The following is a 26,527-nucleotide window of genomic DNA, read 5'->3' as shown; positions in this document are numbered from 1 at the left end:
AACCCAAGCACCCATAAAAAAGGGAGAGCCAAAGCTCTCCCTTTCCTTTCAACAACCCTCAGCCTCAGCCAATGGTCATGAGGCTGGCGTTACCACCCGCCGCTGCAGTGTTCACACTCACCGCCCGCTCAATCACCAACCGCTCCAGCGCAATCTGGTGATCACCGCTGGACAGCCCGTGCACACCCACGATCGCACCGGAACGCTTGGCCACCTGCTGGCACACGCTGCGCAGCTGGTCCGAGTCGCCATGGTGGATCACGGCGTCGAACGCCACTTCGTCCTTGTTCCAGTCCGCCACCAGCTTCACCTTGGCCTGCAGCTCACGCGGCAGGCGGGCGCGCAGGGCCTTGCCCGGTTCGCCGTCTGCCCACACCGCCGAGCTGCCGACGGCCAGTACTGCGGCCAACTGCGCCAGCAGATCAGCCTCGTTGTCGGCCAGGCACAGCACATGCTCGCGCGGCAGAATGGTGTAGCTGTTGCGCTCGCCGGTCGGGCCTGGCAGCAGCCGGGCAATGCCGCTCTGCGACTGGCTGGCGAACTGGTCGCACAGCGCAGCGAGGTCGGCCATCTGGTTGCTCGCGGCCCAGGCCTTCAGGCCGTGAAGCGGCTTGACCAGTTGCTCGTGCAGGGTACGGTCCGGCTTGCCTTCGCCGTCCTGCTGCTGGAAGTGGCGGCCAATGGCGTCGGCCGGGCGGGTCGACAGCAGGCGGTACAGGTACAGCGGGCCGCCGGCTTTCGGGCCGGTGCCGGAAAGGCCTTCACCGCCGAACGGCTGCACGCCCACCACTGCACCCACAATGTTGCGGTTGACGTACATGTTGCCGGCGTTGGCGGTTTCCACCACCTTGGCGATGGTCTCGTCGATACGGGTGTGCACGCCGAGGGTGAGGCCGTAGCCGGAGTTGTTGATCTGCTCGATCAACTGGTCCAGGTCGCGGCGGTTGTAGCGCACCACGTGCAGCACCGGGCCGAAGATCTCGCGCTTCAGTTCGTCGAAACTGTCCAGCTCGATCAGGGTCGGCATGACGAAGGTGCCACGCTTGATCTCGGCAGCATCGGCAATGGCGACTTGGTAGACCGAGCGGCCTTTCTCGCGCATGCCCTGGATGTGCTTCTCGATACCGGCCTTGGCTTCGGCGTCGATCACCGGGCCAATGTCCACGGCCAGGCGGTCCGGGCAACCCAGGCGGCTTTCGGCCATGGCGCCCTTGAGCATTTCGATCACGCGGTCGGCGGAGTCTTCCTGCAGGCACAGCACGCGCAGTGCCGAGCAACGCTGGCCGGCACTGTCGAAGGCCGACGACACCACGTCGATCACGACCTGTTCGGTCAGTGCCGAGGAGTCGACGATCATCGCGTTCTGGCCGCCGGTTTCGGCAATCAGCGGGATCGGACGGCCCTGGTTGTCCAGGCGGCCGGCGACGTTGCGTTGCAGCAGGCGGGCCACTTCGGTGGAACCGGTGAACATCACGCCTTTGACGCGCTCGTCACCCACCAGGCCGGCACCGACGGTTTCACCACGGCCTGGCAGCAGCTGCAATACGCCTTCAGGAATGCCGGCTTCCAGCAGCAAGCGTACAGCCTGCGCAGCAATCAGCGGAGTTTGTTCAGCAGGCTTGGCCAGCACCGGGTTTCCCGCGGCCAGGGCTGCGGCCACCTGGCCGGTGAAGATTGCCAGCGGGAAGTTCCACGGGCTGATACACACCACCGGGCCCAGCGGGCGGTGGGCGTCGTTGCTGAAGTCGCTGCGTGCCTGCACTGCGTAGTAACGCAGGAAGTCCACGGCTTCGCGTACTTCGGCGATGGCGTTGGCGAAGGTTTTACCGGCTTCGCGGATCAGCAGGCCCATCAGCGGCTGGATTTCAGCTTCCATCAGGTCGGCGGTGCGCTCCAGAATCGCAGCACGCTCCGCTGGCGGGGTAGCCTGCCAGATCGGTGCTGCGTTGATTGCGCACTGGATGGCATTGTCGACGTCGGCGACGGTGGCTTCCTGCACATGGCCGACCACATCGCGATGGTCCGCCGGGTTCAGCACGGGTACGGCAGCGCTCTCACTGGCGGCGCAAGCCAGCAGCGGAACGGCCTTCCAGTCGTTGTGGGCAGTGGCCAGCATGGCGCACGACAGCGATGCCAGGCGGTGTTCGTTGGCCATGTCGATACCGGCCGAGTTGGCCCGCTCAGTGCCATAAAGGTCACGCGGCAGTGGGATGCGTGGGTGCGGCAGACCGATGCTGCCTTCCTGGGTGCCCATGCGCTCGATGCTTGCGACCGGATCGGCAACCAGCTCCTGAATGGAGATCGAGTGGTCGGCGATGCGGTTGACGAACGAGGTGTTGGCGCCGTTTTCCAGCAGGCGGCGGACCAGGTAGGCCAGCAGTGTTTCGTGGGTGCCGACCGGCGCATAGACGCGGCACGGGCGGTTCAGCTTGCCATCGGCAATCTTGCCGACCACTTGCTCGTACAACGGCTCGCCCATGCCGTGCAGGCACTGGAACTCGTACTGGCCGGGGTAATAGTTCTGCCCGGCAATGTGGTAGATAGCCGACAGGGTGTGGGCATTGTGGGTGGCGAACTGCGGGTAGATGGCTTCCGGCACGGCCAGCAGCTTGCGGGCGCAGGCCACGTAGGACACGTCGGTGTACACCTTGCGGGTGTAGACGGGGTAGCCTTCCAGGCCTTCGACCTGGGCGCGCTTGATCTCGCTGTCCCAGTAGGCGCCTTTCACCAGGCGGATCATCAAGCGGTGACGGCTGCGCTTGGCCAGGTCGATGACGTAGTCGATCACGTACGGGCAGCGCTTCTGATAGGCCTGGATGACAAAGCCGATGCCGTTCCAGCCCGCCAGCGACGGTTCGAAGCACAGGCGCTCGAGCAGGTCGAGCGACAGCTCCAGGCGGTCGGCTTCTTCGGCGTCGATGTTCAGGCCGATGTCGTACTGCTTGGCCAGCAAGGTCAGTGACAACAGGCGCGGGTACAGCTCTTCCATCACGCGTTCGTACTGGGCGCGGCTGTAGCGCGGGTGCAGCGCCGACAGCTTGATCGAGATGCCCGGGCCTTCATAGATGCCACGGCCATGGGAGGCCTTGCCAATCGAGTGGATGGCCTGCTCGTAGGACGCCAGGTACTTTTGCGCGTCGTGCTCGGTCAGTGCGGCTTCGCCGAGCATGTCGTAGGAATAGCGGAAACCCTTGGCTTCGAAGCGGCTGGCGTTGGCCAGGGCTTCGGCAATGGTCTCGCCGGTCACGAACTGCTCGCCCATCAGGCGCATAGCCATGTCGACGCCCTTGCGGATCATCGGCTCGCCGCTCTTGCCAATGATGCGGGTGAGCGAGGAGGTCAGGCCGGATTCGTTGTGGGTGCTGACCAGCTTGCCGGTCAGCAGCAGGCCCCAAGTGGCGGCGTTGACGAACAGCGACGGGCTGTTGCCCAGGTGCGGCTGCCAGTTGCCGGTGCTGATCTTGTCGCGGATCAGCGCATCGCGGGTACCCTTGTCGGGGATGCGCAGCAGGGCTTCGGCCAGGCACATCAGCGCCACGCCCTCCTGCGACGACAGCGAAAACTCCTGCAGCAGGCCCTGGACGATGCCGGCGCGGCCGCCAGCGCTCTTCTGGTTGCGCAGCTTTTCGGCGATGCCGGCCGCCAGCTTGTTGGTGGCTTCGGCCAGCGGCGCGCTCAGGCGGGCCTGCTCCAGCAGCATAGGCACCACTTCCTGCTCGGGGCGGCGGTAGGCGGCGGTGATCGCCGAGCGCAGTACCGACTGCGGCAGGATGCTCTCGGCGAACTCGAGGAAGCACTGGTGGCTGTGATCGGCTTGCACCTCGCCAGCGTCGTCGGCCAGGTTGCTGACATGACCGTTGAGTTCGGTCAGGGTGGCACCACCCTCGAGCTTCTCCAGGTAATTGAAGATCGCTTGCTTGATCAACCAGTGCGGCGTGCGGTCAATCGACTGCGCAGCTGCTTTGAGTCGCTCACGGGTAGGGTCGTCGAGCTTGACCCCAAGGGTGGTAGTCGCCATTTCTTATCCTCGTTATTGCCACGGTTGTGGCCTAAGCTGGCGCCAAGATTAGCTGTAGGACAATTCGGGTGCAACCAGGTGCAACCTGAAAATTTCGTGTAGATGGTGCAACTCGTCTGACAGACATTTCCGTATATCGGAAAAGGATGTTTTCGGTGCGTTTTGTTCTGAAAACTGGGCGTGTTGCTCCAAAAGGGAGCAAAAAAGCGGCTTTTACAAAAATTGCGCCAAGAGGTGCAACTTGGACATGAAAAATGGTTGCACCTGCTTTGGGTTGTTGCATAGCATTCGCCGCCTGGGTGCAACCGCCATGCCGCGGTTGTGCATGACATAAAAACAAACGCCAGGGCACACGCATGGGCAATCCACTAACGATCACCTTCGTGATCTACATCGCGGTAATGGTGCTGATCGGCTTCGCCGCCTATCGCTCCACCAAGAACCTTTCCGATTACATTCTGGGCGGTCGCAGCCTGGGTAGCGTGGTTACCGCGCTGTCTGCCGGCGCCTCCGACATGAGTGGCTGGTTGCTGATGGGCCTGCCGGGCGCCATCTATTTCTCTGGTCTTTCCGAAGCCTGGATCGCCATCGGTCTTACCGTCGGTGCCTACCTGAACTGGCTGTTCGTTGCCGGGCGCCTGCGTGTGCAAACCGAGCACAACGGTGACGCACTGACCCTGCCGGACTACTTCTCCAGCCGCTTCGACGACAACAGCGGCCTGCTGCGTATCATTTCCGCGATCGTCATCCTGGTGTTCTTCACCATCTATTGCGCTTCCGGCATCGTTGCCGGCGCCCGCTTGTTCGAGAGCACCTTCGGCATGTCGTACGAGACCGCCCTGTGGGCAGGTGCAGCAGCGACCATCGCCTACACCTTCATCGGTGGTTTCCTTGCGGTGAGCTGGACCGATACGGTGCAGGCTTCGCTGATGATCTTCGCGCTGATCCTGACCCCGGTGATCGTGCTGATCTCCACGGGCGGCTTCGACACCACCTTCGCTGCCATCGAAGCGGTTAACCCAGCCAACTTCGACATGCTCAAGGGCGCTACTTTCATCGGCATCATCTCGCTGATGGGCTGGGGCCTGGGCTACTTCGGCCAGCCGCACATCCTGGCGCGCTTCATGGCAGCCGATTCGGTGAAGTCGATCGCCAAGGCGCGCCGTATCTCCATGACCTGGATGATCCTGTGCCTGGCCGGTACCTGCGCGGTGGGCTTCTTCGGCATCGCCTACTTCTCGGCCAACCCTGACCTGGCCGGCCCGGTTACCGAGAACCACGAGCGTGTGTTCATCGAACTGGCCAAGATCCTGTTCAACCCATGGGTTGCGGGCGTGCTGCTGTCGGCCATCCTGGCTGCGGTCATGAGTACCCTGAGCTGCCAGTTGCTGGTGTGCTCCAGTGCCTTGACCGAAGACTTCTACAAGGCTTTCCTGCGCAAGAACGCTTCGCAGCTAGAGCTGGTGTGGGTCGGCCGCCTGATGGTGCTGGCCGTGGCGCTGATTGCCATCGCCATGGCTGCCAACCCGGAAAACCGCGTGCTCGGCCTTGTGGCATATGCCTGGGCAGGCTTCGGTGCCGCCTTCGGCCCGGTGGTGCTGATTTCGGTGCTGTGGAAAGGCATGACCCGTAACGGCGCGCTGGCCGGTATCGTGGTCGGTGCACTGACCGTGATCCTGTGGAAGCAGATCGATACCTTGGGCCTGTACGAAATCATCCCAGGCTTCCTGCTGGCGAGCATCGCCATCGTTCTGGTGAGCAAGCTGGGCAGCCCTTCCAAAGCGATGGTGCAGCGCTTCGAGGCTGCTGACGCGGCGTATCACGCCGACAAGTAATACCCGTTGAATTGGCGGCACCTGCTTTGCGGGTGCCGCCAATCAGCAGCCAGGCCTGACTCCGCCTGCAAGGCAAGGTAAACTTGCCGCCTTCGCAGGAGTTGCCATGAACTATCGTCACGCCTTCCACGCCGGCAACCACGCCGACGTCCTCAAACACATCGTGCTGACCCGCCTCATCGCCCTGATGTCGCGCAAGGAGCAGCCGTTCGCCTATATAGATACCCACGCCGGGCTCGGCTTGTATGACCTGCAGGGCGACCAGGCGAGTCGTACCGGCGAGTACCTGGAAGGCGTGGCCCGCCTGTGGAATCGCGATGACCTGCCGGCCATGGCCGACGACTACCTGCGCATCATCAAGCGCCTGAATGCCGATGGCGAGCTGCGCTACTACCCGGGTTCGCCCGAACTCGCCCGCCGTCTGATGCGCCAGCAAGACCGCGCCCTGCTCAACGAGAAACACCCCGAAGACGGGCCGCTGCTCAAAGAAAACATGAAAAAAGACCCGCGCGTAACCGTGCACCTGGGTGAGGGCTGGCATGTGCCGCGGGCCTTGCTGCCGGTGCAGGAAAAGCGCGCGATCATGCTGATCGACCCGCCGTTCGAGCAGGCCGATGAGCTCAAGCGCTGCACCACTGCCATGAAAGAGGCGATCGGCCGCATGCGCCAGACCGTTGCGGCCATCTGGTACCCGATCAAGGACCAGCGTTCGCTGACCCGCTACTATCAGGACCTGACAAGCACTGGCGCGCCAAAGCTGCTGCGGGTCGAGCTGTATGTACACCACCAGGACAGCCCGCAGGGCCTTAATGGTTCGGGCCTGGCCATCGCCAACCCGCCGTGGGGGCTGGAGGATGAGCTCAAGGAGCTGTTGCCATGGCTGGCCAAGGAATTGGCACAGACTGCTGGTAGCTACCGCATGGACTGGCTGATCGCCGAGTAAACCTGTAGGAGCGGCTTTACCCGCGAACACCGGCAGCGCCGGTGCCATCCACCGCGTTGCCTGCTTCGCGGGTGAACCCGCTCCCACAAGGGGGCGGTGTGCCTCCAATGTTTGCGTTATAATCCCGCCCTTTAGTCGCCACCCGCCCAAGCGGCCGCTGGCGCATTTCTACCGAATGAAGAGGCTAATCCCTTGGCATTGACGATTCTTGGCCTGTCCGGCGCCCTTAGCCATGACCCTTCCGCGGCCCTGTACATTGACGGCAAGCTGATTGCCGCCGCCGAAGAAGAGCGCTTCGTGCGTGACAAGCATGCGAAGAACCGCATGCCCTACGAGTCGGCGAAGTTCTGCCTGGAGCAGGCGGGCATCAAGCCTTCCGACGTCGACGTGGTAGCCATCCCGTTCGCCCCGATCAGCCTGTTCGGCAAGGCGCGCTGGCACTATGCCAAACGCTACTGGTACGCCCCGGACCGCGCCCTCGACGCCATCCTGATGGGCAACCGTCGTTACAAGCGCTACCGCAAGAAGATCGTCTGGTGCCTGGAGCAACTGGGCTTCGACCCGAAAAAGGTCAAGATCGAGCCGGTCGAGCACCACCTGGCCCACGCGTCCAGCGCCTACCACTGCTCCGGTTTCAAGGAAAAAACCGCGATCCTCGGCATCGACGGTAAAGGCGAGTACGCCACCACCTTCTTTGGCTACGGCGAAAACGGCAAGATCCACAAGATCAAGGAATTCTTCGATCCAGATTCGCTGGGCGGCCTGTACGGTGCAATCACTGAGTTCCTCGGCTTCGAAATGCTCGACGGCGAATTCAAGGTCATGGGCATGGCGCCGTACGGCGATGCCAGCAAATATGACTTCTCGCGTCTGGCCAGCTTTGAAAACGGCGAACTGGTGATCAACACCGAATACGCCAACGTCATTGGCCTGCGCCGTTATAAAGAGAAGGGCAAGGGGTTCTACTTCTCGCCGAAGCTGATCGAATGGCTGGGTCCCAAGCGCGAAGGCGACATCGCCGACGAGCCGTACATCCACTACGCGGCCAGCATGCAGGCGCTGTTCGAGAAGCTGGCGCTGCAGATGATCGACCACTACCTGGGCGACACCCTGCGCGAAACCGGCAAGCTGGCCTTCGCTGGCGGCTGTGCGCTTAACGTCAAGCTCAACCAGAAGATCATCGCCCGCTCCGATGTGAAGGAACTGTTCGTCCAGCCGGCTTCCGGTGACGCCGGTACTGCGGTTGGTGCTGCGGCCTATGTTTCCCACGCCCGTGGTGTGCCGGTCGAGAAGATGGAGCACGTCTACCTCGGCCCGTCGTATTCCAACGAAGACGTGATCGCCGCCTGTGCCCGCCACCCGGATGCGCCGAAGTGGCGCAAGCTCGACAACATGCCCGAGCAGATCGCCAAGATCATGGTCGACGGCAACCCGGTGGCCTGGTTCCAGGGGCGCATGGAGTTCGGCCCGCGTGCGCTGGGCGGCCGCTCGATCATTGGCTGCCCAAGCGTCGAGGGCGTAGCCGACCGCATCAACCATCAGATCAAGTTCCGCGAACGCTGGAGACCTTTCTGCCCGTCGATGCTCGACACCGTCGCCCCGCAGATGATCAAGGTCGACCACCCGGCGCCGTTCATGACCTTCACCTTCGAAGTGGCTGAAGAGTGGAAGACCCGCGTGCCGGAAGTTGTCCACGAGGACGGTACGTCGCGTGCCCAGGTGCTCAAGCGCGAGTACAACCCGCGCTACTACGACATGATGAAGGCGCTGGAAGACCTGACCGGCAACGGCGTATCGCTGAACACCTCGCTGAACCGCCGTGGCGAACCGATGATCTGTTCGCCGACCGACGCCCTGAACATGTTCTTCGGCTCGGACCTGCAGTACCTGATCATGGAAGACATCCTGGTCGTGAAGGACGGCGCCGCCGCCTATGACCAGCCGCTCTGAACCGCGCATCCTGCAGTTCTGCCATGGCTATGACGGGCCTTTCCTGGACTGCGCCCGTCAGTATGCCAGCCTGTTCCAGGGGCGCGGCTACCAGGTCACCACGGTGTTCCTCACCGGCGCCGCCGACCCGCAGGTAGCGGCCGGCTGTGCGTCGGACGAGGTGCTGTTCCTGGAGTTCAGCTCCAAGGCTGTGCGCGGCCTCAAGCTTGGCGCGATCCGCGCGTTGCGCGGGATCGCGGCCGAGCGCAATTTTGCCTTCTGCATTGCCCACCGCTTCAAGCCGATCTATGTGGCATTGCTGGGCACCGGTCTGCCGGTGATTGGCGTGCACCATGCATTTGGTGACTACCAGCGCAAGGGCCGACGCCTCTTTGCCAACCTGTTCAGCAAGCGTCTGAGCCTGCTGGGTGTGTCGGATGCAGTACGTGACGATATGCGTCGCTGCCTGCCGCAGTGGCCGGCCGAGCGCATCCAGACACTTTACAACCGCATCGATATCGACGCCCTGCAAGCCGCCCTGGTGCCGCGCGCCGAGGCGCGCCGGGCGCTGGGCCTGGATGCGCAGGCGTGGGTGGTCGGCAATGTCGGGCGCCTGCACCCGGACAAGGACCAGGCCACCCTGTTGCGTGGCTTCGCCCAGGCGCTGCCGGGGCTGCCAGCGGGTGCCCGCCTTGCCATCCTCGGCAAGGGCCGCCTGGAAGACAAGCTCAAGGCCTTGGCAGCCGAGCTGGGGGTCGCCGGACAAGTGGATTTCCTTGGGCAGGTACCGGATGCCCGCCGCTACTTCCAGGCCTTCGATGTGTTCGCCTTGAGCTCAGACCATGAGCCATTCGGCATGGTCTTGCTTGAAGCCATGGTTGCCGGTGTGCCGGTGTTGGCGACGGCTTGTGGCGGTGCCCGCGAAGTGGTCGAGGGTGTTGGTGTGCTATTCCCGTTGGGCGATGCGGAGCAGCTGGCTCAGGGCCTGAAGCACATGGCTGTGCTGGATGCCGGGCAGCGTCACGCCTGTGCCGATCATATGCTGCAGCGCCTGCGTGAGCGGTTCTCCGACCAAGCGGTGCGCGAAGCCTTCTGGCAACTGCCGCAGGTGCGTGCGCTGGCGGGGCAGGCCTGATGCTCAATCGTATTCAGGCCTTCCGCGAACGCGGTTGGCAAGTTATCGATGCCAAGGCCTATGCCGAGGCATGGGCCCGCTTTGGTGGCAGTGTCGCCACCCACCCGCTGGTGATCGAGCAACTGGCCGACCTGGCGCAAATTCCGGTGCGATATCTGGGCTGGCACCAGGCGGGCGAGTTGAAAGCTGCTGTTCCGACCTGGGGGCGCCACCTGGCACTGTCCAAGGACGTGCTCAAGCGCGCCGGCAAGAAAGCCCTGTTCGACCTCGGCAACGCCGAAATCATCCTGCCGGCGGCGGCTGATGCTGCTGCCCCGCTGCGCCATACCGTGCGTTATCTGTCCGAACTGAACCTGGGCCGTTTCAGCGGCCTCAAGGCACAGAAGGAACAGCTGGCCATGGCCCGCGCACATGAAGACCTGTCGAAGAAGTTCCGCTACAACCAGCGCCGTGAACTACGCCTGCTGGAAGAGGCGGGCGGGGTCGTACGCCCCATCAGCGACTTCAGTGCGCAGGAAATCGCCAGCATTTACTGCGACCTGTTCCAGCGCCGCTGGGGCTTCCCGGCCACTGGCGCCGAGCGCATGGCTGATGTGCTGCAGCGCTTGCGCGAGCTGCTGATCGGTTCGGTGCTGCTGCTGGAGGGCAAGCCGATTGCCATCCAGCTGGTGTATCGCGTCGAAGCCCCGGCGTGGATCAGCGTCGAATACATCAATGGCGGTGTCGACCCGGAAACCAAGGCCTTCAGCCCAGGCAGCGTGCTGAGCTTCCTCAATACCCAGGCGGCCTGGGAAGACGCCCATGCGCGGAACAAGCCGCTGCGGTTCTCGTTCGGCCGTGCCGACCGCGAGTACAAGGACCGCTGGTGCAACCCTGTGCCGGTGTATCAGGCGTGAGTCGCAAGCAGCAATTGCTCAAGCGCCATCGGCGCAACAAACGCCTGGGCTTGCTGGCCGGGCTGGTTGCGCTGGTCGCCTTGGGTGTATTCAGCTGGTGGTGGTTGCCACTGTTATTGCTGCCGCTGCTCTGGGCCGCCCACGAGGCCTGGTTCGCGGACCATCTGTTCTACGCGCCTGGCGAGGACTATGCCTACGACTTCGGCAAGCAGGCGCAGCAGATTGCTGCCAGCCTGCATGCTGGTCAGCTCAAGGTCGACTGCACGCTGCAGGGCGATGAGACCCTGGTACTTGAACTGCAGGTAAAAAGCAGCTGGCTAGGGCGCTTTCTCGATCCGCGAGTCGAACTGGTGGCTGGCGAGCAGGCCGACCAGCAAACCTTCGAGCGCGGTGTCGATGGCCTTCGTTTCCTCAACCTTACCGGCCTGGCGGCGCCACTGCAGGCCGGCACGCTGCGCCTGCGTGGTCGGCATTGTCGACTGCAAGGTCAGCCGCGGCTGTGGGTAACCCCGGCGGTAGAGCTGCAACGGCGCCGGGTGATGGTGATTGCCCCCCACGCTGACGACGCCGAGCTGGCCGCCTATGGCCTGTACAGCCAGGCCGACGAAACCTGGGTGGTGACCCTGACTGCCGGTGAAATCGAGGCCGAGCATTATCAACAGATGGGCATGGACCAGGCCGAGGCCGCACGCCTCAAGGGTCGCCTGCGTGCCTGGGACAGCATCGCCGTGCCGCGTTGGGCCGGGGTGCCGGAATCGCGTTGCGTACAGCTGGGCTACTTCTGCCTGCAGTTGCCTGCAATGCAGGCGGCTCCCGACCGGCCTGCGGCATCTCGCGAAGCCGCCATGGCCGATATACGGCCGTTTCGCCAGTTCAACCCATTCCCGCTGCCTGCCGATCAGGATGGCGCCCCCACCTGGCACAATCTGCTGGCTGACCTGCGCGCCCTGCTGGAGCTGGCCAGGCCCGAGGTACTGGTGATGCCGCACCCGCAGCTCGATCCGCACCCGGACCACATCTGCGCCCAGGCCGCCGTGCTCGAAGCCCTGCAAGGCCTGGCCTGGCAGCCGCAAACCCTGCTGTGCTACGCCAATCACCTGCACGACAACGACCGCTGGCCGATGGGCGACAGTGGCGATGGCGTGGCGTTGCCGCCGCAATTGAACGCAGCCCAGGCCTGGGCACCGTGCAGCCTGGTGCTGGACCTGGCCACTCAGCGCGACAAGGCCATGGCCTTGGGTATGATGCACGACCTGCAGCCGCGGGCGCCGTTCAAGCGCCGCCTGCGCCGGTTGTTGCAACGCTGGCTGGCCGCGCGCCGCCCGTCGCCTTACGGGGAGAACGAGTTCTTCCGCAAGGCCGTGCGCCGGCATGAGTTGTTCTGGCGGCGTGAGCTGTAAACCTGACCGCGATGGCGCAGAGCGCCCAAGGAACGTAATGAAAGTCCTATTTCTGGTACAGAAGGAGCAGCGGGCGATTCTCGACCGCCTGTACGACGGCGTCGCGGCCAACTGCGAGTGCGACCTTCGCTGGCTGACCAGCGATGAGCAGCGCAACCTGCGCCGCTACTTCAAGCGCGAGGTGCAGGTTGAGCGCTATGACCGCATTGTGTTTTTCCTGCGTTTCAAGCAGGAGATCCGCCAGGTGGGTTTCATTCGCACCATCCCGAACCTGGTCATCCTCGAACACGACGCCTACCAGAACTACATCCCGTGCAAGTACACCGGCAAGTTCAGCGCCCATTACCGGCAGCTGCCTTGGGCGCGGGTGATCAGTTCCGGCTACATGGTCAGCGAGCGCCTGCGCCAGGAAGGTTTCGACGCGGTGTTCGTGCCCAAGGGCTACGACGAGCAATTGCTGGCCGACCAAGGGCGCGATCGCGATATCGAACTGGCCTTCGTCGGCAGCACCAACAGCGTGGCGTACAGCGGCCGCAAGGCGTTGCTGGACGAGCTGGGCCAGGTCGAAAACCTGGTGGTTACCCGCACCAAGTCGGGCGAGGACTACTGCAACACGCTCAACCGTATTCGCTTCTTCGTCAGCGCTGATGTGGGCATGGGCGAATACATGATCAAGAACTTCGAAGCCATGGCCTGTGGCTGTGTGCTGCTGGCGTATGACCAAGGCGAGGAAGAAAACCGCGCGCTAGGCCTGCAGGACATGCACAACGTGGTGTTCTATGACACCATTCCGACCCTTCAGGAAAAGCTCCGGCGCTTGCGTGCGGAGCCTGAACTGGCGCGTCAGATTGCAGAAAACGGCCGCCAGCTGGCAGTTTCCCGTTTCAGTTTCGGCGCAGTTGGACGTAGCATCGTCGACCACATGCGCCCGGCGCTCAGGCCCCACCCGCCACTGACTGCATGGCAGCGGCTGCGCCTGAAGCTGGGCATCTAACATAAGAGCTTTCGCGCCCAGGAGCGGGTGTTGAAAGCCGCTAGTCGCAATGCGGAGGGAGTCCGGTGCGCTTTTCAAATGAGAGTGACGTCACGCTCGTCGTGACCAGTTGTGGGCGGTTCGATCTGCTCAAAGACACCCTTGAGAGTTTCGATCGCTGCAACACTGCGCCGATCCGCGAAGTTTTCATCACCGAAGATTCCGGTGACGATGCCGTGCATGGCGCTGTGCCGGAGCACTGGAAACCGCACTGCAAGGTGTTCGTCAACCGGCCCAAGCTCGGCCAGTTGCCGTCAATCGACCTGGCCTACAGCCACGTCAAGACCCCATACATCTTCCACTGCGAGGATGACTGGCATTTCTACCGGCAGGGTTTTGTCGAAGACTCGCGGGCCATTCTGGACGCCAGCCCTAACCTGTTGCAGGTGTGGCTGCGCAGCCATGCCCACGACCTGGCCATCCACAGCCCATACATACACCTGGGCGACCGCCAGGTCATTGCAGGCGTGCCTTGCTACCCGTTGCTATCGGACAAGGCCGAATGGCAGGCGTTTTCGCTCAACCCTGGGTTGCGTCGCTTGAGTGATTACCAACGTTGCGCGCCATTTGCCGCCTATGCTGGAGAAAAGGCGCTTTCCCGTCGCTACGCTGAGTTAAATCTGACAGCGGTCACGCTGGAGGGTGATGCAGTATTGCACACTGGATTCGGTAATCACGTGACCTTGCCCATAGAAGTGGAGCGCAAGGCCAAGCGTCGTCAACGTGATCGGATGAAACTGGCATTGACGCTGGTGGCGGGTGCCTTGATCGGCATGGGTATCACCATTTTTGTTCAATGAAGTCGCTGTCCCATCTGACATGAGCGGGAGAGGGCCCATGAACATCGTCAATATGATGTGGGCGGGTGGAACGCCTTACATGTCCATCCACAAGGTGCATCGGCAAGTACTGTCGAACGCGGGTGCCGATGCCCGGATCAGTAACTGGTTGCTGCTGGGCAGCGGGCTCTGTTGTGGGCTTGGTTCGACCCGGGAGTGGCACATGCCGGCACGTGCCCTGAAGGGGCGTCACTTGTGGCGCCTGCTGCGGCCGTGGCTGCGCATGCGTTTGCGCAAGGCGCTGGCTGAGGCCGGGGCGGAAGTCGTGCTGCTCGACGGAATTGGCGTTGCGCGCCTGGTGCTGCCGCTGTTGCAGAGCATTCCCGGCGTGCGAGCCAAGGTGCTGTTCCACGGCAAGACACGGCTGAACGGCAGCGATATCCGCCTGCTGCGCATGCTGCCGGCGGAGCGCCTGAGCATCGCGGCGGTTTCGAACACATTGGCCGAATCGCTCGAACGTGACCTGGGCAGGCCAGTGCAGACCCTGCGCATGGCGCTCGACCCGCTGGCATTCGCCGCGCCCTTGCTGAGCCGGGATGCGGCCCGGCAGGCGCTGCAGCTGCCGCAGGCACCCGGAATGATGCTGGGTGCGGTGGGGCGGTTGGTCGAGAGCAAGGGGTTCGAAATGTTGGTCGAAGCATTCGCCAAGGCAAGCGCCCTGCAGCCGGGCCTGCAATTGGCGATCATTGGTGAGGGGCCGCAGCATGCCGCGCTGCAGCGTCGTATCGGTGCGCTGAGCCTGGCGGGACGCGTCCACCTGCGCGGCTACCGCGAGGACATGCAGCAGCTGTATCGGGCGTTCGACTGGTTATTGGTGCCGTCCCGTTCCGAAGGCCTTGGGCTGGTGGTGCAAGAGGCGGTGATGGCCGATGTGCCCGTGGTGTGCAGCGACCTGCAGGTGTTCCGCGAGCAGTTGCGTGATACCGGTGGCTATCTGCCGATTGCCGACCAGGCTGCCTGGGCCGAAGCAATTGAGCGGTGCACGGCACTCAGCCCCTCGGCAGTAGCGGCGCAGCAACGCCATGCTCTGGCCCCGGAGCAGGCCTGGCAAGCGTTCTGCGCGGGTTCGCAGAGCCTGCTGCGTAGCTGACGTTCAGCGCGCCAGCAGGGCTGCCTCGAAGGCGGCGAGGGGGAACCGGTCACCCAGGTTCTCCCGCTCGATGTAGCGCACCATGTGCTGCACATTGCGCCGGATCATGCGTGCCGACAGTGGCGGGCGCAGGAAACGCATGTCAGCCACGTCGATCAGGCCCAGACGCTGGTCGGGGGTGACCACCACATTCCCCAGGTGCAGCGAGCGGAAGTACACCCCGCTGCGGTGCAGCTGGCGGATCAGGTCGATCAGGCGCGGCAGGTAGATATCCCAGCTGAAGCCGGCATCGCGTGACATCTGCAGCAGGGTGCGGCCGGGCAGTGGGCGGTACAGGACTGCGGTGCGGCCTGGCAGGTCGAGCTTGTGCTGGCTGATCACCTCAAGGGTGGGGATGCCCAGTTGGGCCAGGCGCGCAGCATTGTCGACGAAGCGCTGGGAGTAGGGGCGCAACAGTGCAGATGAAATCAGCCGCTTCCTACGAAAAACCTTGAGGAAATTACCATCCGCGAGCAGGTAGACTTTGGCGCCATGGCTGTCTGCCTCAAGCACCTGTGCGCCGAGTGTCAGCTGATCGAAGTCGACCTGGGTGAGCCGGGAACATTGCATGAATAGAGCCTTGTCGTCTGGCGAGCAAAATGACCGGCAATAATGCCGAAAATAATGCTGTAGCACCATGGATGGTGTCTTTGATTCATCGGGGGAAAGGATGTTGTATCAAAAAAACTGGGCACGAGCCTGGTTAGGAGTGGGTCTGGTCTGGTTCCTCGCGGCGATTGCCCTGGCACCGAGCAACAAGGTTTATCAGCAGGGCCTGGTACTGTTCCTGTGGCTGCCGACGCTGATACTGGCCTGGTCGGCCCGAGGCGTACTGCTGCAAGCCTGCCGGCGTCAGCCGGCGCTTTGGGCGAGTGTGCTGTTGCTACTGGGATGGAGTGGGGTCAGCTTGTTCTGGTCGGCCGCAGAGGACACCGGGCGCGAGATCAAGCGGCTGCTCTACATATTGGTGTTCCTGCTGGCGTTCCCGCTGCTAGCCCAGCTTGGCCAGGCGCGCATTCGCCAGCTTTTGCTGGTCGGTAGCGGGCTGCTGGCGATTGCTGCACTGGTTTCGATCATTCATTTCTACGGCGTGCGGCACATGCCAGTGCTGGCGCGCCTGCAGGGTATCGGCGAGATATCGCACCCGATCCTGGGTGCCTATGTCATCGGCTCGGCCGTGCTGTTACTGCTTTACCAACCGCCCCGGCAGCGTGGCTTGCAGCTGTTATGGCTGGGGGCGCTGGTGTGCCTGGGGGCGTTCGCCATGCTTAGCCAGAGCCGTGGGGCCGTCCTGGCCTTGGTAATTACCGTGATCATGGCGCCGCTATGGTTCCGTGACCGTCATAGCCGGGTGTTGTCCATTCTGGCAGTGGTGGCCATCGGCCTGGCCTTCTCCTTTGTGTACGACGTGATCGCCAAGCGGGGCTCGTCCCACCGGCCAGAGATCTTCCAAGCCGTGGTGGACATGATTGCCATGCATCCATGGGCCGGTCTTGGCCTGGGCTCGGCCTACGACGTGAGTGCAGTCGGCAGACATTTCGACCATACCCACAACATGTTCACCCACATCGCGGTAGAGATGGGGCTGCCAGGCATGCTGCTGTGGGTAATGGTTTGGCTGTATACCCTGGCGGAAATCATTCGCGCGCGGGGTACCCTGTTCGGCAAGGTGCTGCTGGGCTTCTGGGTGTATTCGACGCTGGCCATGCAATTCGATGCTGCCAGCCTCACAGGTACGCCACGTGCCGAATGGTTCATCAGCTGGCTGCCGGTGGGCCTTGCCATGATGCTGCCATGGGGGCGTGCCGAAAATGACGCCTGTGGTAAAATTTCCGGTTCAACCTGAACAGCGAGCTCGATAATGGCCGAAACACCGCGACCGGCGGAGCACACCTCCAGCCTGAAGATCTACTTCCGGCTGCTGGGCTATGTGAAACCCTATGTCGGCATTTTCCTGCTGAGCATTGTTGGTTTTGTGATCTTTGCCTCCACCCAGCCGATGCTGGCCGGCATCCTCAAGTATTTTGTCGATGGGCTGAGCAACCCCGAAGCGGTGTTGTTCCCCAACGTTCCCTACTTGCGTGACCTGCAATTGCTGCAGGCGGTACCGCTGCTGATCATACTGATCGCCGCATGGCAGGGCCTGGGCTCGTTCCTCGGCAACTATTTCCTGGCCAAGGTTTCCCTGTGCCTGGTGCACGACCTGCGTGTGGAATTGTTCAACAAGCTGCTGGTGTTGCCTAACCGCTACTTCGACAACCACAACTCCGGGCACCTGATTTCGCGCATCACCTTCAACGTGACCATGGTGACCGGTGCGGCCACTGACGCCATCAAGGTGGTGATCCGCGAAGGCCTGACCGTGGTGTTCCTGTTCGCCTACCTGTTGTGGATGAACTGGCACCTGACCCTGGTGATGGTTGCCATCCTGCCGGTGATCGCGGTAATGGTCAGCATCGCCAGCAAGAAATTCCGCAAGCAGAGCAAGAAGATCCAGGTGGCCATGGGCGACGTCACCCACGTTGCCTCGGAAACCATCCAGGGTTATCGCGTGGTCCGCAGCTTCGGCGGTGAAGCCTACGAACAACGACGCTTCGGCAAGGCCAGCCAGAGCAACACCGACAAACAGCTGCGCATGACCAAGACTGGCTCGCTGTATACGCCGATGCTGCAGCTGGTGATCTACAGTGCCATGGCCGCGCTGATGTTCCTGGTGCTGTTCCTGCGTGGTGAGTCCACCGCCGGTGACCTGGTGGCCTACATCACCGCCGCCGGCCTGTTGCCCAAGCCGATTCGCCAGCTTTCGGAGGTCAGCTCGACCATCCAGAAAGGCCTGGCAGGTGCCGAAAGCATCTTCGAACAACTGGACGAAGCACCTGAAGTGGACACCGGCACCGTCGAGAAGGAGCGGGTCGAAGGGCGTCTGGAAGTGCGCAACCTGAGCTTCACCTACCCGGGGACCGAGCGGGAAGTGCTGAGCGACATCAGCTTTACCGCCGAGCCTGGGCAGATGATTGCCCTGGTGGGCCGTTCCGGCAGTGGCAAGTCAACCCTGGCGGCGCTGATTCCGCGCTTCTATCACCACGACCAGGGGCAGATCCTGCTCGATGGTGTGGAGATCGAGAACTACCGCCTGCGCAACCTGCGTCGCCACGTTTCCCAGGTGACCCAGCACGTTACCCTGTTCAACGACACCGTCGCCAACAACATCGCCTATGGCGACCTGGCTGGCGCCCCGCGTGCCGACATCGAAGCGGCTGCGGCCGATGCCTACGCCAAGGAGTTCGTCGATCGCCTGCCCAAGGGCTTCGATACCGAGGTGGGTGAAAACGGTGTGCTGCTCTCCGGTGGCCAGCGCCAGCGCCTGGCAATTGCCCGCGCGCTGCTGAAGAACGCGCCGCTGCTGATCCTCGACGAAGCCACCTCGGCGCTGGATACCGAGTCCGAGCGGCATATCCAGGCGGCCCTGGACCATGTCATGCAAGGCCGTACCACGTTGGTGATCGCCCACCGTCTGTCGACCATCGAGAAGGCCGACCAGATTCTGGTCATGGACCAGGGCCGTCTGGTCGAGCGCGGCACCCACGCCGAGCTACTTGCAGCAAATGGCCATTATGCCCGCTTGCATGCCATGGGCCTGGATGAGCCGGCCAAGGCCGATATCACCTGAACCCTCCTTGATCGGGGCCGTCATGGCCCCGATTGTCACGGGAATTTTCCGGGGACGATCTGGCCGTAAAGCCGTCGTCTACCCTGTGCTAATATCCTGCCCCTGTTCATTATTTCCATATGGGTTGCCCATGAAGTTGTCCATGCCGCGTTTCGATCAAGCCCCGGTACTGGTGGTCGGCGATGTCATGCTCGACCGCTACTGGCATGGCGGTACTTCGCGTATCTCGCCTGAAGCGCCAGTGCCGGTGGTCAAGGTCGATCAGATTGAGGATCGCCCCGGCGGCGCGGCCAACGTTGCCTTGAACATCGCCGCCCTGGGCGCCCCGGCTTCGCTGGTCGGTGTCACCGGGCAAGACGAAGCCGCCGACAGCCTTGCCAACAGCCTGCAGGCGGCCGGCGTGCGTTCGGTGTTCCAGCGCATTGCGCACCAGCCGACCATCGTCAAGCTGCGGGTCATGAGCCGTCATCAGCAGTTGCTGCGTATCGATTTCGAAGAACCGTTCGCCACCGACCCGCTGTCGCTGGCCACCGAGGTCGACAGCCTGCTCGAAGGGGTCAAGGTGCTGGTCCTGTCCGACTACGGCAAGGGCGCATTGAGGAATCACCAAAGCCTGATCCAGGCCGCGCGGGCCAAGGGTATTCCAGTGCTGGCCGACCCCAAGGGCAAGGATTTTTCCATCTACCGCGGCGCCAGCCTGATCACCCCGAACCTCAGCGAGTTCGAGACCATCGTCGGCCGTTGCGCCGATGAGGCCGACCTGGTTGCCAAGGGCCTGCAGCTGCTGCAGGACCTGGACCTCGGTGCTTTGCTGGTCACCCGTGGCGAGCATGGCATGACCCTGCTGCGGGTCGGCCAGCCGGCGCTGCACCTGCCGGCGCGGGCACGCGAAGTGTTCGATGTGACCGGTGCCGGCGATACCGTCATCTCCACGCTTGCCGCAGCCATTGCAGCAGGCGAGGACCTGCCTCACGCGGTGGCCCTGGCCAACCTGGCGGCGGGTATCGTGGTCGGCAAGCTGGGTACCGCGGCCATCAGTGCCCCTGAACTGCGCCGGGCCATTCAGCGTGAGGAAGGCTCCGAGCGTGGCGTGCTGGGCCTGGAGCAACTGCTGCTGGCCATTGATGACGCGCGGGCGCACAAGGAAAAGATCGTCTTCACCAACGGTTGCTTCGACATCCTGCATGCCGGGCACGTCACCTACCTGGAACAGGCACGCGCTCAAGGCGACCGGTTGATCGTCGCAGTCAATGACGACGCTTCGGTCAGCCGCCTGAAAGGGCCGGGCCGGCCAATCAACAGCGTCGACCGGCGCATGGCCGTGCTGGCCGGCCTGGGCGCCGTGGACTGGGTCATCAGCTTCCCTGAAGGCACCCCGGAAAACCTGCTGAGTCAGGTAAAGCCAGATGTGCTGGTCAAGGGTGGGGACTATGGCATCGATCAGGTGGTCGGCGCCGATATCGTCAAGGCTTATGGCGGTACCGTGAAGGTGCTGGGGCTGGTGGAAAACAGCTCGACCACGGCGATTGTCGAGAAAATCCGCAAGAACTGATCATGCCCAAGGCTGCTTTTCCAGGTGCTGTGTAGGCTTCGAGCTTACGCCATGCCTGTAGGAGCAGCCTTGCTGCTCCTACAGGAGAGGGTGGCGACCTGAACAGCAGCCTACGGCAGTGGCACCCGCCACCCTACTTGTGCAGTGAGGTGCGTGCCCGTTCCAGCAGCGCCCGCGCCTTGTCGCCAAAGCGCTGAAGGTGCGATGCCCGCGCCGGCTTACTCTCCACCAGCCCTTGCTGTTTCACCCAGTCCTTCCAGCGCACCCGCTCATCCGTCACTACCCAGCCTTCGCGCTTGGCAAAGCTCTCTGCCAGGTACAGCCCACGCGTACTCACCGGCACCAGTTCGTCCTTCTTCAGGGTATACAGCTCTGCCAGCGGCTGGCCGTCTTTCAATGGCATCAGGTAAAGGTCTGGGCGCTTGCGGTTGAGCCGCGCCACCAGTTGGTCGCCCTCCAGCCGCTCGTCCACGTGAAACAGGCTGAGCTTCTTGGCCTCCCGGGGCACTTGCAGGCGCATGTCATAGATAAGCTGTAGCGAAGCCGTGGGCAGGTGCACGTAGGCGCGTGGTCGCTCGAGCAGCATCAGGTTGCCACAGTGCACCGGGCGCGCAGCACCCGATTCCGGGGTCAGTATGAAGTGTGGTGTTTCGCGGTAGTGCAAAGCGGCGGCATAGGGCACGGGCAGCCAAGTATCGTTGAAACGCCCGCCCAGCCAGCCTTCCGTGGTTTCCAGCAGGCATTCCTCGGCCACTTCCTGAACGGCGGTGTGCAGCGGCAGGTTCAGCTCCTGTGCCGGCACGTAACCTGAAATCAGTTTCAGCACTACATCGCCACGGTCTTGCCGGCGTTGGCGCACCAGCACCCAGTAATCACGGTTCTGCCAGTGCAGGGTCAGTCGCACCGACACGCCCAGGTTGGCCAGTTCGACCGCGAAGCGTTGCGCGTCGGGTAACTGGATGGCCTTGCGCCGTTGCTGGGTCTGGGCAAAATTCAGCGGCATGCCGATGCCCTGATAGATCAGCCCTTCGGGCGTGGCCTCGACATGAAGGGGCAATGTCTTGAAGTTGCTCGGGTTCTTGCGGATCAGCGTTCGCGCCACGAGGCTCCTCCTTGCGTCGGGTCAGTTTCCTGGCCCGTGGGCCAGGCGTCACTCAGTGCTGGCCCAGGATACGGGCGACGGTGGCCACGTTATGAGCCAGGTGCAGCGGGTTGATGGTGCCGACGATAGCACTGCTGACGCCCGGGTGGGCGAATAGCAGCTCGAAGCTGGCCTGCACCGGGTCAACGCCCGGGGCCAGGCAGATATGCCCGCTAGCCAGGGCCTTTTTCACCAGGATGGCCTTGCCGTGTTCCGCAGCGTAGTCCAGCACCGGGCGTTCTGCCTGCTCGTTGAGGTTGTAGGTGACCATGGCGCAGTCACCTTCCTCCAGCGCCTTCAGGCCGCCTTCGACGGTCTTGCCGGACAGGCCGAAGCCGAGGATCTTGCCTTCCTGCTTGAGCTCGGCCAGGGTCTGATAGACCTCCTGCTGCTCGAGTATCGCCAAGTCGTTGCCGTCGGAATGCACCAGGACCAGTTCGATACGGTCGGTCTTGAGCCGGTGCAGGCTGCGCTCCACCGACCGGCGGGTGTGGGCGGCGCTGAAGTCGAAATGCGAGAGGCCTTCCTCGAACTCTTCACCGACCTTGCTGACGATTACCCACTCATCGCGTTGCCCACGCAGCAGTGGCCCCAGGCGTTCCTCGCTGCGGCCGTAAGCCGGGGCGGTGTCGATCAGGTTGATCCCCAGCTCGCGGGCCTGTGCCAGCAGCAGACGGGCTTCGTCATCGTTGGGAATGGTGAACCCGGAGGGATACTTCACGCCCTGATCGCGGCCAAGCTTGACCGTGCCGAGGCCCAGTGGGGAGACCTTGAGGCCGGTGCTGCCCAGCGGGCGATGAAATTCGTGCAGGGTTGGCAGGCTCATGGCAGCAGTTGCTCCCAGGCCGGTACACCCAGCGGAGGGCGTGGGAGGTCGGCCAGGTCGGCATGCGCTTGTGGGCGAATGCCGTCGCGTTCCAGGTGGCTGATGACCCGGTCGCTGAAGTCCGGTGCCAGCGCCAGCTTGGTCGGCCAGCCGACCAGCAGGCGCTGCTGGTCGGCGAGGAAGGCGTTGTCCGGGCGTACCAGGCCCGATTGTGCGGGTTCTGCACGGTCTACCCGCAGGGTGGCCCAGCGCACTTGGCCCTGGTCGACCCATGGCAACAGGTTGGCGATTTCCTTCTGCGCCGCAGCAATCTGCGCCGCGGGTTCTCGCGCAACACCTTCGGCTTCGGCCAGGTCCCCACCGAGGTACCACACCCACTGGCCATCGGCTGCCGGGTGGGTGGTCACGGTAACGCGCGGCTTGGGCCCGCCGCCGAGGCAGTGGGCGTACAAAGGTTTGAGGTTCGGGCCCTTGGCCATGACCATGTGCAGCGGGCGGGTTTGCATGGCTGGCTGGTCCAGGCCCAGCGCCTGCAGCAAGCCTTCGGTGCCTGCCCCGGCGCTCAACACGATGCGCTGGGCACGGATTTCCCGGTCGTCCACGCGCAGGCCGACCAATGCATGACCTTCACGCAAGGGTTCGATGCGTTCACCGGCCAGCAAGGAGTCGCCGCCCAGCTCTGCCAGGTTGGCCAGCAGGCTCGGGACATCGATCACCAGTTCCGCCAGGCGGTACACCTTGCCCTTGAACGCGCGGTCCTGCAGTGCCGGTGGCAGTTGGTCCCCCTTGACCTGGTCAACCCGGCCGCGCACGGCCTTGCTGGCGAAGAAGCTTGTGAGGTTGCCGGCCAAGGTGCCCGGCGACCACAGGTAGTGGGCATCGGAGAGCAGGCGGGTGCGCCCGAGGTCCAGTTCGCCGCTGCCGGCCAAGGCCTCGCGCCAGCGGCGCGGCATGTCGGCGATGGCTTCCGAGGCGCCGGTCAGGGCGCCGTGCAGGGCGTATTTGGTGCCGCCGTGGATGATGCCCTGCGACTTGATGGTCTGCTCGCCGCCGAGGCTGGCGCGCTCCACCAGTACTGTCGAGTAGCCCAGGCGTTGCAGGCGGGCATTCAGCCAAAGGCCTGCGACCCCGGCGCCGACGATCAGCACGTCAGTGGAAATGGCAGATGGCATGGCGGTACCTCGAAGACTGGGACAGCTGGCAAGTATACAGGGTCGGGCACGAGGGGGATCGTGTGAGGGCTAACAGAGGCCCGCCTTGAGGTTTTTTGCGCTCGATCTACCCGACACCCCCAAAATCACGGCAAGCACTAGGTAGCCCTGGCGCGACCGCCAGCCAGACACAGGGCAAAAATCAATGCCCAGCCGTCTTCGAAAACAGCTGAATCACCACCACTCCACCCACGATCATGGCCATGCCAAGCATCGCCGGCACATCCAGCTTCTGCCCATAGATCACCAGCGCCGCCACGCTGATCAGCACAATCCCCAACCCCGACCAGATGGCATAGGCGATCCCCACCGGAATGCTGCGTACCACCAAGGTCAGCATCCAGAACGCGATGCCATAGCCGACCACCATCAACACCAGTGGCAACGGCGTGCTCAGGCCTTTCACCGCTTTCATCGAAGCAGTGGCGATGACTTCGGCGCAGATGGCGATGGCGAGGTAGGTATAGGCATTCATGGCAGGATCCTCCGGTTACTGAGCGGGCATTCTAGACTTCGCCAGGATGGGGTAAAGTCATTACCTATCAATGTTGGAGATAGGTAGATGGCCGAGCAGTGGAACCTTGAACAACTGCGTACCTTTCTGCGCGTTGCGGAACTGCGCTCGTTCTCTGCGGTGGCCCGCGAACAGCACAAAGCCCAGTCGGCGATCAGCAGTGCCATCGCTCTGCTCGAAACCGACCTTGGGGTCACTCTGTTCGAGCGCAGCAGCGGCCGGCAACCGAAATTGACCGAAAACGGCAGCGCCTTGCTGGAAGATGCCCGCGAATTGCTCCGCCAGTGCGAACGCCTGGATGGCCGCGCCCTGGCCCTGATGCGAGGGCAGGAGGCCCTGCTGCGGGTCGCTCAGGACGAAGCCATGCCGTATCAGCCGGTGATCGACAGCCTTGACGAACTGGCTAGTCGCTACCCGTTCCTGGAGGTGCAATTGGCTAGCGGAGCCCAGGGCGATGTGGCGCGCAAGCTGGTGGAGCGGCGCGCCGACCTGGGCCTGTTCTTCCTCCACGAAAGCATCCCGGCTTCCTTGGAGCGCCGTGCCTTGGGCAGCGTGGAGATGGTCACGGTGTGCGCGGTCGGGCACCCGCTGGCGGGTGAAGGCCGTGTCACCCGACAACAATTGGCCCGCCACCGGCAGTTGCTGATCACGCCACAACAAAGCGGGTACCCCGGCGGCGAAGCGATAAGCCCGCAGGTATGGCGGGCCGACAGCTTCTACGCCATGGCGGAACTGCTGATGCGCGGCCTGGGCTGGGCCTGGTTACCACGGCATGTGGTGCAGTACCCGACCTACCAAGCGCACATGGTCGAACTGGACAGCGATTGGCGACCACCGGCCTTGGTGGCGGAGTTGGCCTGGCGCCGTGATCAACCCCTGGGCCCTGCTGCGCAGTGGCTGGCCGAGCGCTTTGCAGTGCACCTGCGCGCGATCGGGTAAACTTCGCCGCCATGAACAGAACACTCTATACCTTGCTGTTTCACTTAGGCCTGCCGCTGGTTGCGCTGCGCCTGTATCTGCGCGCGCGCAAGGCGCCAGCCTATGGCCAGCGCATCGGCGAGCGCTTTGCCTTCAAGCTGCCGGCCATGCGCCAAGGTGGCCTCTGGGTGCATGCGGTGTCGGTGGGCGAGAGCATTGCCGCAGCACCCATGGTCCGCGCCCTGCTGAAGGCCTATCCGGAACTGCCGATCACGCTCACCTGCATGACCCCCACCGGTTCCGAGCGTATCCGCGCCATGTTCGCCGACGAACCCCGCGTGCAGCATTGCTACCTGCCGTATGACCTGCCATGGGCGGCCGGGCGTTTTCTCGATCATGTGCGGCCGAAACTGGGCATCATCATGGAAACCGAGTTGTGGCCCAATCACATTCACCAGTGTGCCAAACGCGGCATTCCGGTGGCGCTTGCCAATGCGCGTTTGTCCGAGCGCTCGGCACGCGGTTACGGGCGCTTTGCCGGGCTGACCAGGCCGATGCTGGCGGAAATGAGCCTGATCGCCGTGCAGACCGAAACCGAGGCGCAACGCTTCCGTGGCCTGGGCGCCCGCCCGGAGTGCGTGCAGGTCACCGGCTCGATCAAATTCGACCTCAAGATCGATGAGCAACTGCAGCCGCGTGCCAGGGCTTTGCGTGAACAGTGGGGGGCAGAACAGCGCCCGGTGTGGATTGCCGCCAGTACCCATGATGGTGAAGATGCGCTGATTCTGCAGGCCCATCGGCAGTTGTTGCAGGTGCATGGCGATGCCTTGCTGATCCTGGTGCCGCGTCACCCTGAGCGGTTCGCTGCAGTGCATACGCTGTGCAGCGAGCAATTCACCACCGTGCGCCGTTCTTCTGCAGCGCCGGTCAATGCGCAAACCCGCGTGTTGCTGGGCGACACCATGGGTGAGTTGCTGTTCCTCTATGCGCTGGCCGATATTGCCTTTGTCGGCGGCAGCCTGGTGCCGACCGGTGGGCACAACCCGTTGGAGCCTGCGGCGCTGGCCTTGCCAGTGCTCATGGGGCCGCATGTGTTCAACTTCCTCGAAATCAGCGCGATGCTACGCGAGGCAGGGGCTTTGCAGCAGGTGGATGATGCTGACGGGCTGGCCGGTGCGGTGCGCCGTCTGGTGGAACTGCCGCAGGACGCCCAGCGCATGGGCGAGGCGGGCAGGGCGGTGATGCGGGCCAATCAGGGGGCGCTGCAGCGATTGCTAGAGGGCCTGGGGGCCTTGATCCGCTTATAAGCTGCATATCCACTCAAAGAACTGCTCTAGAGTGGGTATGTCTGATTCTGGTTATCCATTCCTACGGCGTAAGTTATAAATTCCTACGCTGGATTTCTCGTCGTTAGGAAACTTCCTACGAATAGACTTTAAAAGTCAGAAGTGTCACACGAGTTGCGTCGGAAGCTTGTAGGACATTTTTCCTATTGCTTCGGGCTAGTATCACCTCATATTCGGTTTTCATAAGAGGTG

At 63.2% G+C, this 26,527-nt stretch carries 20 protein-coding genes; 14 read left to right on the top strand and 6 right to left on the bottom strand.

Annotation, left to right across the window (positions count from 1 at the left end; translation table 11 throughout):
• Positions 1 to 64: 64 nt before the first annotated feature.
• Positions 65 to 4,018 (bottom strand): trifunctional transcriptional regulator/proline dehydrogenase/L-glutamate gamma-semialdehyde dehydrogenase, encoded by a 3,954-nt coding sequence (gene putA / locus OO258_RS21475; RefSeq protein WP_266032358.1) that lies wholly within the window; start codon positions 4,016 to 4,018, stop codon positions 65 to 67.
• A gap of 356 nt (positions 4,019 to 4,374) precedes the next feature.
• On the opposite strand from putA, the gene putP reads away from it, so the two are divergent.
• The 9 genes from putP to OO258_RS21430 all read left to right on the top strand — a co-directional run bounded on the left by putP (position 4,375) and on the right by OO258_RS21430 (position 15,118).
• Positions 4,375 to 5,853, top strand: a complete 1,479-nt coding sequence (putP, locus tag OO258_RS21470) for a sodium/proline symporter PutP (RefSeq protein WP_266032357.1) — start codon at positions 4,375 to 4,377, stop codon at positions 5,851 to 5,853.
• 106 nt (positions 5,854 to 5,959) lie between these two features.
• The gene (locus OO258_RS21465) at positions 5,960 to 6,796 is read left to right on the top strand and encodes a 23S rRNA (adenine(2030)-N(6))-methyltransferase RlmJ (RefSeq protein ID WP_010955521.1); all 837 of its coding nucleotides are present in this window, start codon (positions 5,960 to 5,962) and stop codon (positions 6,794 to 6,796) included.
• Between the two features lie 192 nt (positions 6,797 to 6,988).
• A complete protein-coding gene (locus OO258_RS21460; RefSeq protein ID WP_110745982.1) occupies positions 6,989 to 8,746 on the top strand; it encodes a carbamoyltransferase in 1,758 nt (585 codons plus the stop codon).
• Positions 8,730 to 9,860: a glycosyltransferase gene (locus OO258_RS21455; protein ID WP_266032356.1), complete on the top strand. Its 1,131-nt coding sequence runs from the start codon at positions 8,730 to 8,732 to the stop codon at positions 9,858 to 9,860. Before OO258_RS21460 ends, OO258_RS21455 begins: the two co-directional genes overlap by 17 nt.
• A complete protein-coding gene (locus OO258_RS21450) occupies positions 9,860 to 10,756 on the top strand; it encodes an antimicrobial resistance protein Mig-14 (protein WP_266032355.1) in 897 nt (298 codons plus the stop codon). Before OO258_RS21455 ends, OO258_RS21450 begins: the two co-directional genes overlap by 1 nt.
• On the top strand, positions 10,753 to 12,156 hold the full coding sequence (locus tag OO258_RS21445) for a PIG-L deacetylase family protein (RefSeq protein WP_266032354.1): 1,404 nt from the start codon (positions 10,753 to 10,755) through the stop codon (positions 12,154 to 12,156). Before OO258_RS21450 ends, OO258_RS21445 begins: the two co-directional genes overlap by 4 nt.
• Positions 12,157 to 12,193: 37 nt before the next feature.
• Positions 12,194 to 13,150: a glycosyltransferase family protein gene (locus OO258_RS21440; protein WP_266032353.1), complete on the top strand. Its 957-nt coding sequence runs from the start codon at positions 12,194 to 12,196 to the stop codon at positions 13,148 to 13,150.
• Between the two features lie 65 nt (positions 13,151 to 13,215).
• Positions 13,216 to 13,989, top strand: a complete 774-nt coding sequence (locus OO258_RS21435) for a glycosyltransferase family 2 protein (protein ID WP_266032352.1) — start codon at positions 13,216 to 13,218, stop codon at positions 13,987 to 13,989.
• Positions 13,990 to 14,026: 37 nt separating this feature from the next.
• Positions 14,027 to 15,118: a glycosyltransferase gene (locus OO258_RS21430; RefSeq protein WP_266032351.1), complete on the top strand. Its 1,092-nt coding sequence runs from the start codon at positions 14,027 to 14,029 to the stop codon at positions 15,116 to 15,118.
• 3 nt (positions 15,119 to 15,121) lie between these two features.
• On the opposite strand, the gene OO258_RS21425 is transcribed toward OO258_RS21430, so the two are convergent.
• Positions 15,122 to 15,727 carry a toluene tolerance protein gene (locus tag OO258_RS21425; protein WP_110745975.1) on the bottom strand — a complete coding sequence of 202 codons (606 nt, stop codon included), beginning with the start codon at positions 15,725 to 15,727 and terminating at the stop codon, positions 15,122 to 15,124.
• 100 nt (positions 15,728 to 15,827) lie between these two features.
• Between OO258_RS21425 and OO258_RS21420 the strand changes: the two genes are divergently transcribed.
• From OO258_RS21420 to hldE, 3 genes are all read left to right on the top strand, one after another.
• The gene (locus OO258_RS21420; protein ID WP_266032350.1) at positions 15,828 to 17,003 is read left to right on the top strand and encodes an O-antigen ligase family protein; all 1,176 of its coding nucleotides are present in this window, start codon (positions 15,828 to 15,830) and stop codon (positions 17,001 to 17,003) included.
• Positions 17,004 to 17,018: 15 nt separating this feature from the next.
• On the top strand, positions 17,019 to 18,827 hold the full coding sequence (gene msbA / locus OO258_RS21415; RefSeq protein ID WP_266032349.1) for a lipid A export permease/ATP-binding protein MsbA: 1,809 nt from the start codon (positions 17,019 to 17,021) through the stop codon (positions 18,825 to 18,827).
• 130 nt (positions 18,828 to 18,957) lie between these two features.
• Positions 18,958 to 20,379: a bifunctional D-glycero-beta-D-manno-heptose-7-phosphate kinase/D-glycero-beta-D-manno-heptose 1-phosphate adenylyltransferase HldE gene (hldE, locus tag OO258_RS21410; protein WP_110745972.1), complete on the top strand. Its 1,422-nt coding sequence runs from the start codon at positions 18,958 to 18,960 to the stop codon at positions 20,377 to 20,379.
• A 133-nt stretch (positions 20,380 to 20,512) separates the two neighbouring features.
• Here the strand turns inward: hldE and OO258_RS21405 are convergent, their stop codons facing one another.
• The 4 genes from OO258_RS21405 to OO258_RS21390 form a co-directional block, all read right to left on the bottom strand.
• Entirely contained in the window at positions 20,513 to 21,481 is a 969-nt protein-coding gene (locus tag OO258_RS21405) for a metal ABC transporter ATPase (RefSeq protein ID WP_266032348.1), read from the bottom strand.
• Between the two features lie 52 nt (positions 21,482 to 21,533).
• Positions 21,534 to 22,346 carry an aldo/keto reductase gene (locus OO258_RS21400; RefSeq protein ID WP_266032347.1) on the bottom strand — a complete coding sequence of 271 codons (813 nt, stop codon included), beginning with the start codon at positions 22,344 to 22,346 and terminating at the stop codon, positions 21,534 to 21,536.
• A complete protein-coding gene (locus OO258_RS21395; RefSeq protein WP_266032346.1) occupies positions 22,343 to 23,518 on the bottom strand; it encodes an NAD(P)/FAD-dependent oxidoreductase in 1,176 nt (391 codons plus the stop codon). The genes OO258_RS21400 and OO258_RS21395 overlap by 4 nt, the downstream gene beginning before the upstream one ends.
• 181 nt (positions 23,519 to 23,699) lie before the next feature.
• Positions 23,700 to 24,032 (bottom strand): DMT family transporter, encoded by a 333-nt coding sequence (locus tag OO258_RS21390; RefSeq protein ID WP_110745968.1) that lies wholly within the window; start codon positions 24,030 to 24,032, stop codon positions 23,700 to 23,702.
• Positions 24,033 to 24,119: 87 nt separating this feature from the next.
• Between OO258_RS21390 and OO258_RS21385 the strand changes: the two genes are divergently transcribed.
• Positions 24,120 to 25,010, top strand: a complete 891-nt coding sequence (locus OO258_RS21385; RefSeq protein ID WP_266032345.1) for a LysR family transcriptional regulator — start codon at positions 24,120 to 24,122, stop codon at positions 25,008 to 25,010.
• Positions 25,011 to 25,021: 11 nt separating this feature from the next.
• Positions 25,022 to 26,296 (top strand): lipid IV(A) 3-deoxy-D-manno-octulosonic acid transferase, encoded by a 1,275-nt coding sequence (waaA, locus tag OO258_RS21380; protein WP_266032344.1) that lies wholly within the window; start codon positions 25,022 to 25,024, stop codon positions 26,294 to 26,296.
• The last annotated feature ends 231 nt before the right edge of the window (positions 26,297 to 26,527 follow it).

Origin of the sequence: Pseudomonas sp. DCB_BI (genome assembly GCF_026240995.1) — a bacterium.
GTDB lineage: Bacteria > Pseudomonadota > Gammaproteobacteria > Pseudomonadales > Pseudomonadaceae > Aquipseudomonas.
This window is presented reverse-complemented; position numbering and strand designations above follow the sequence as displayed.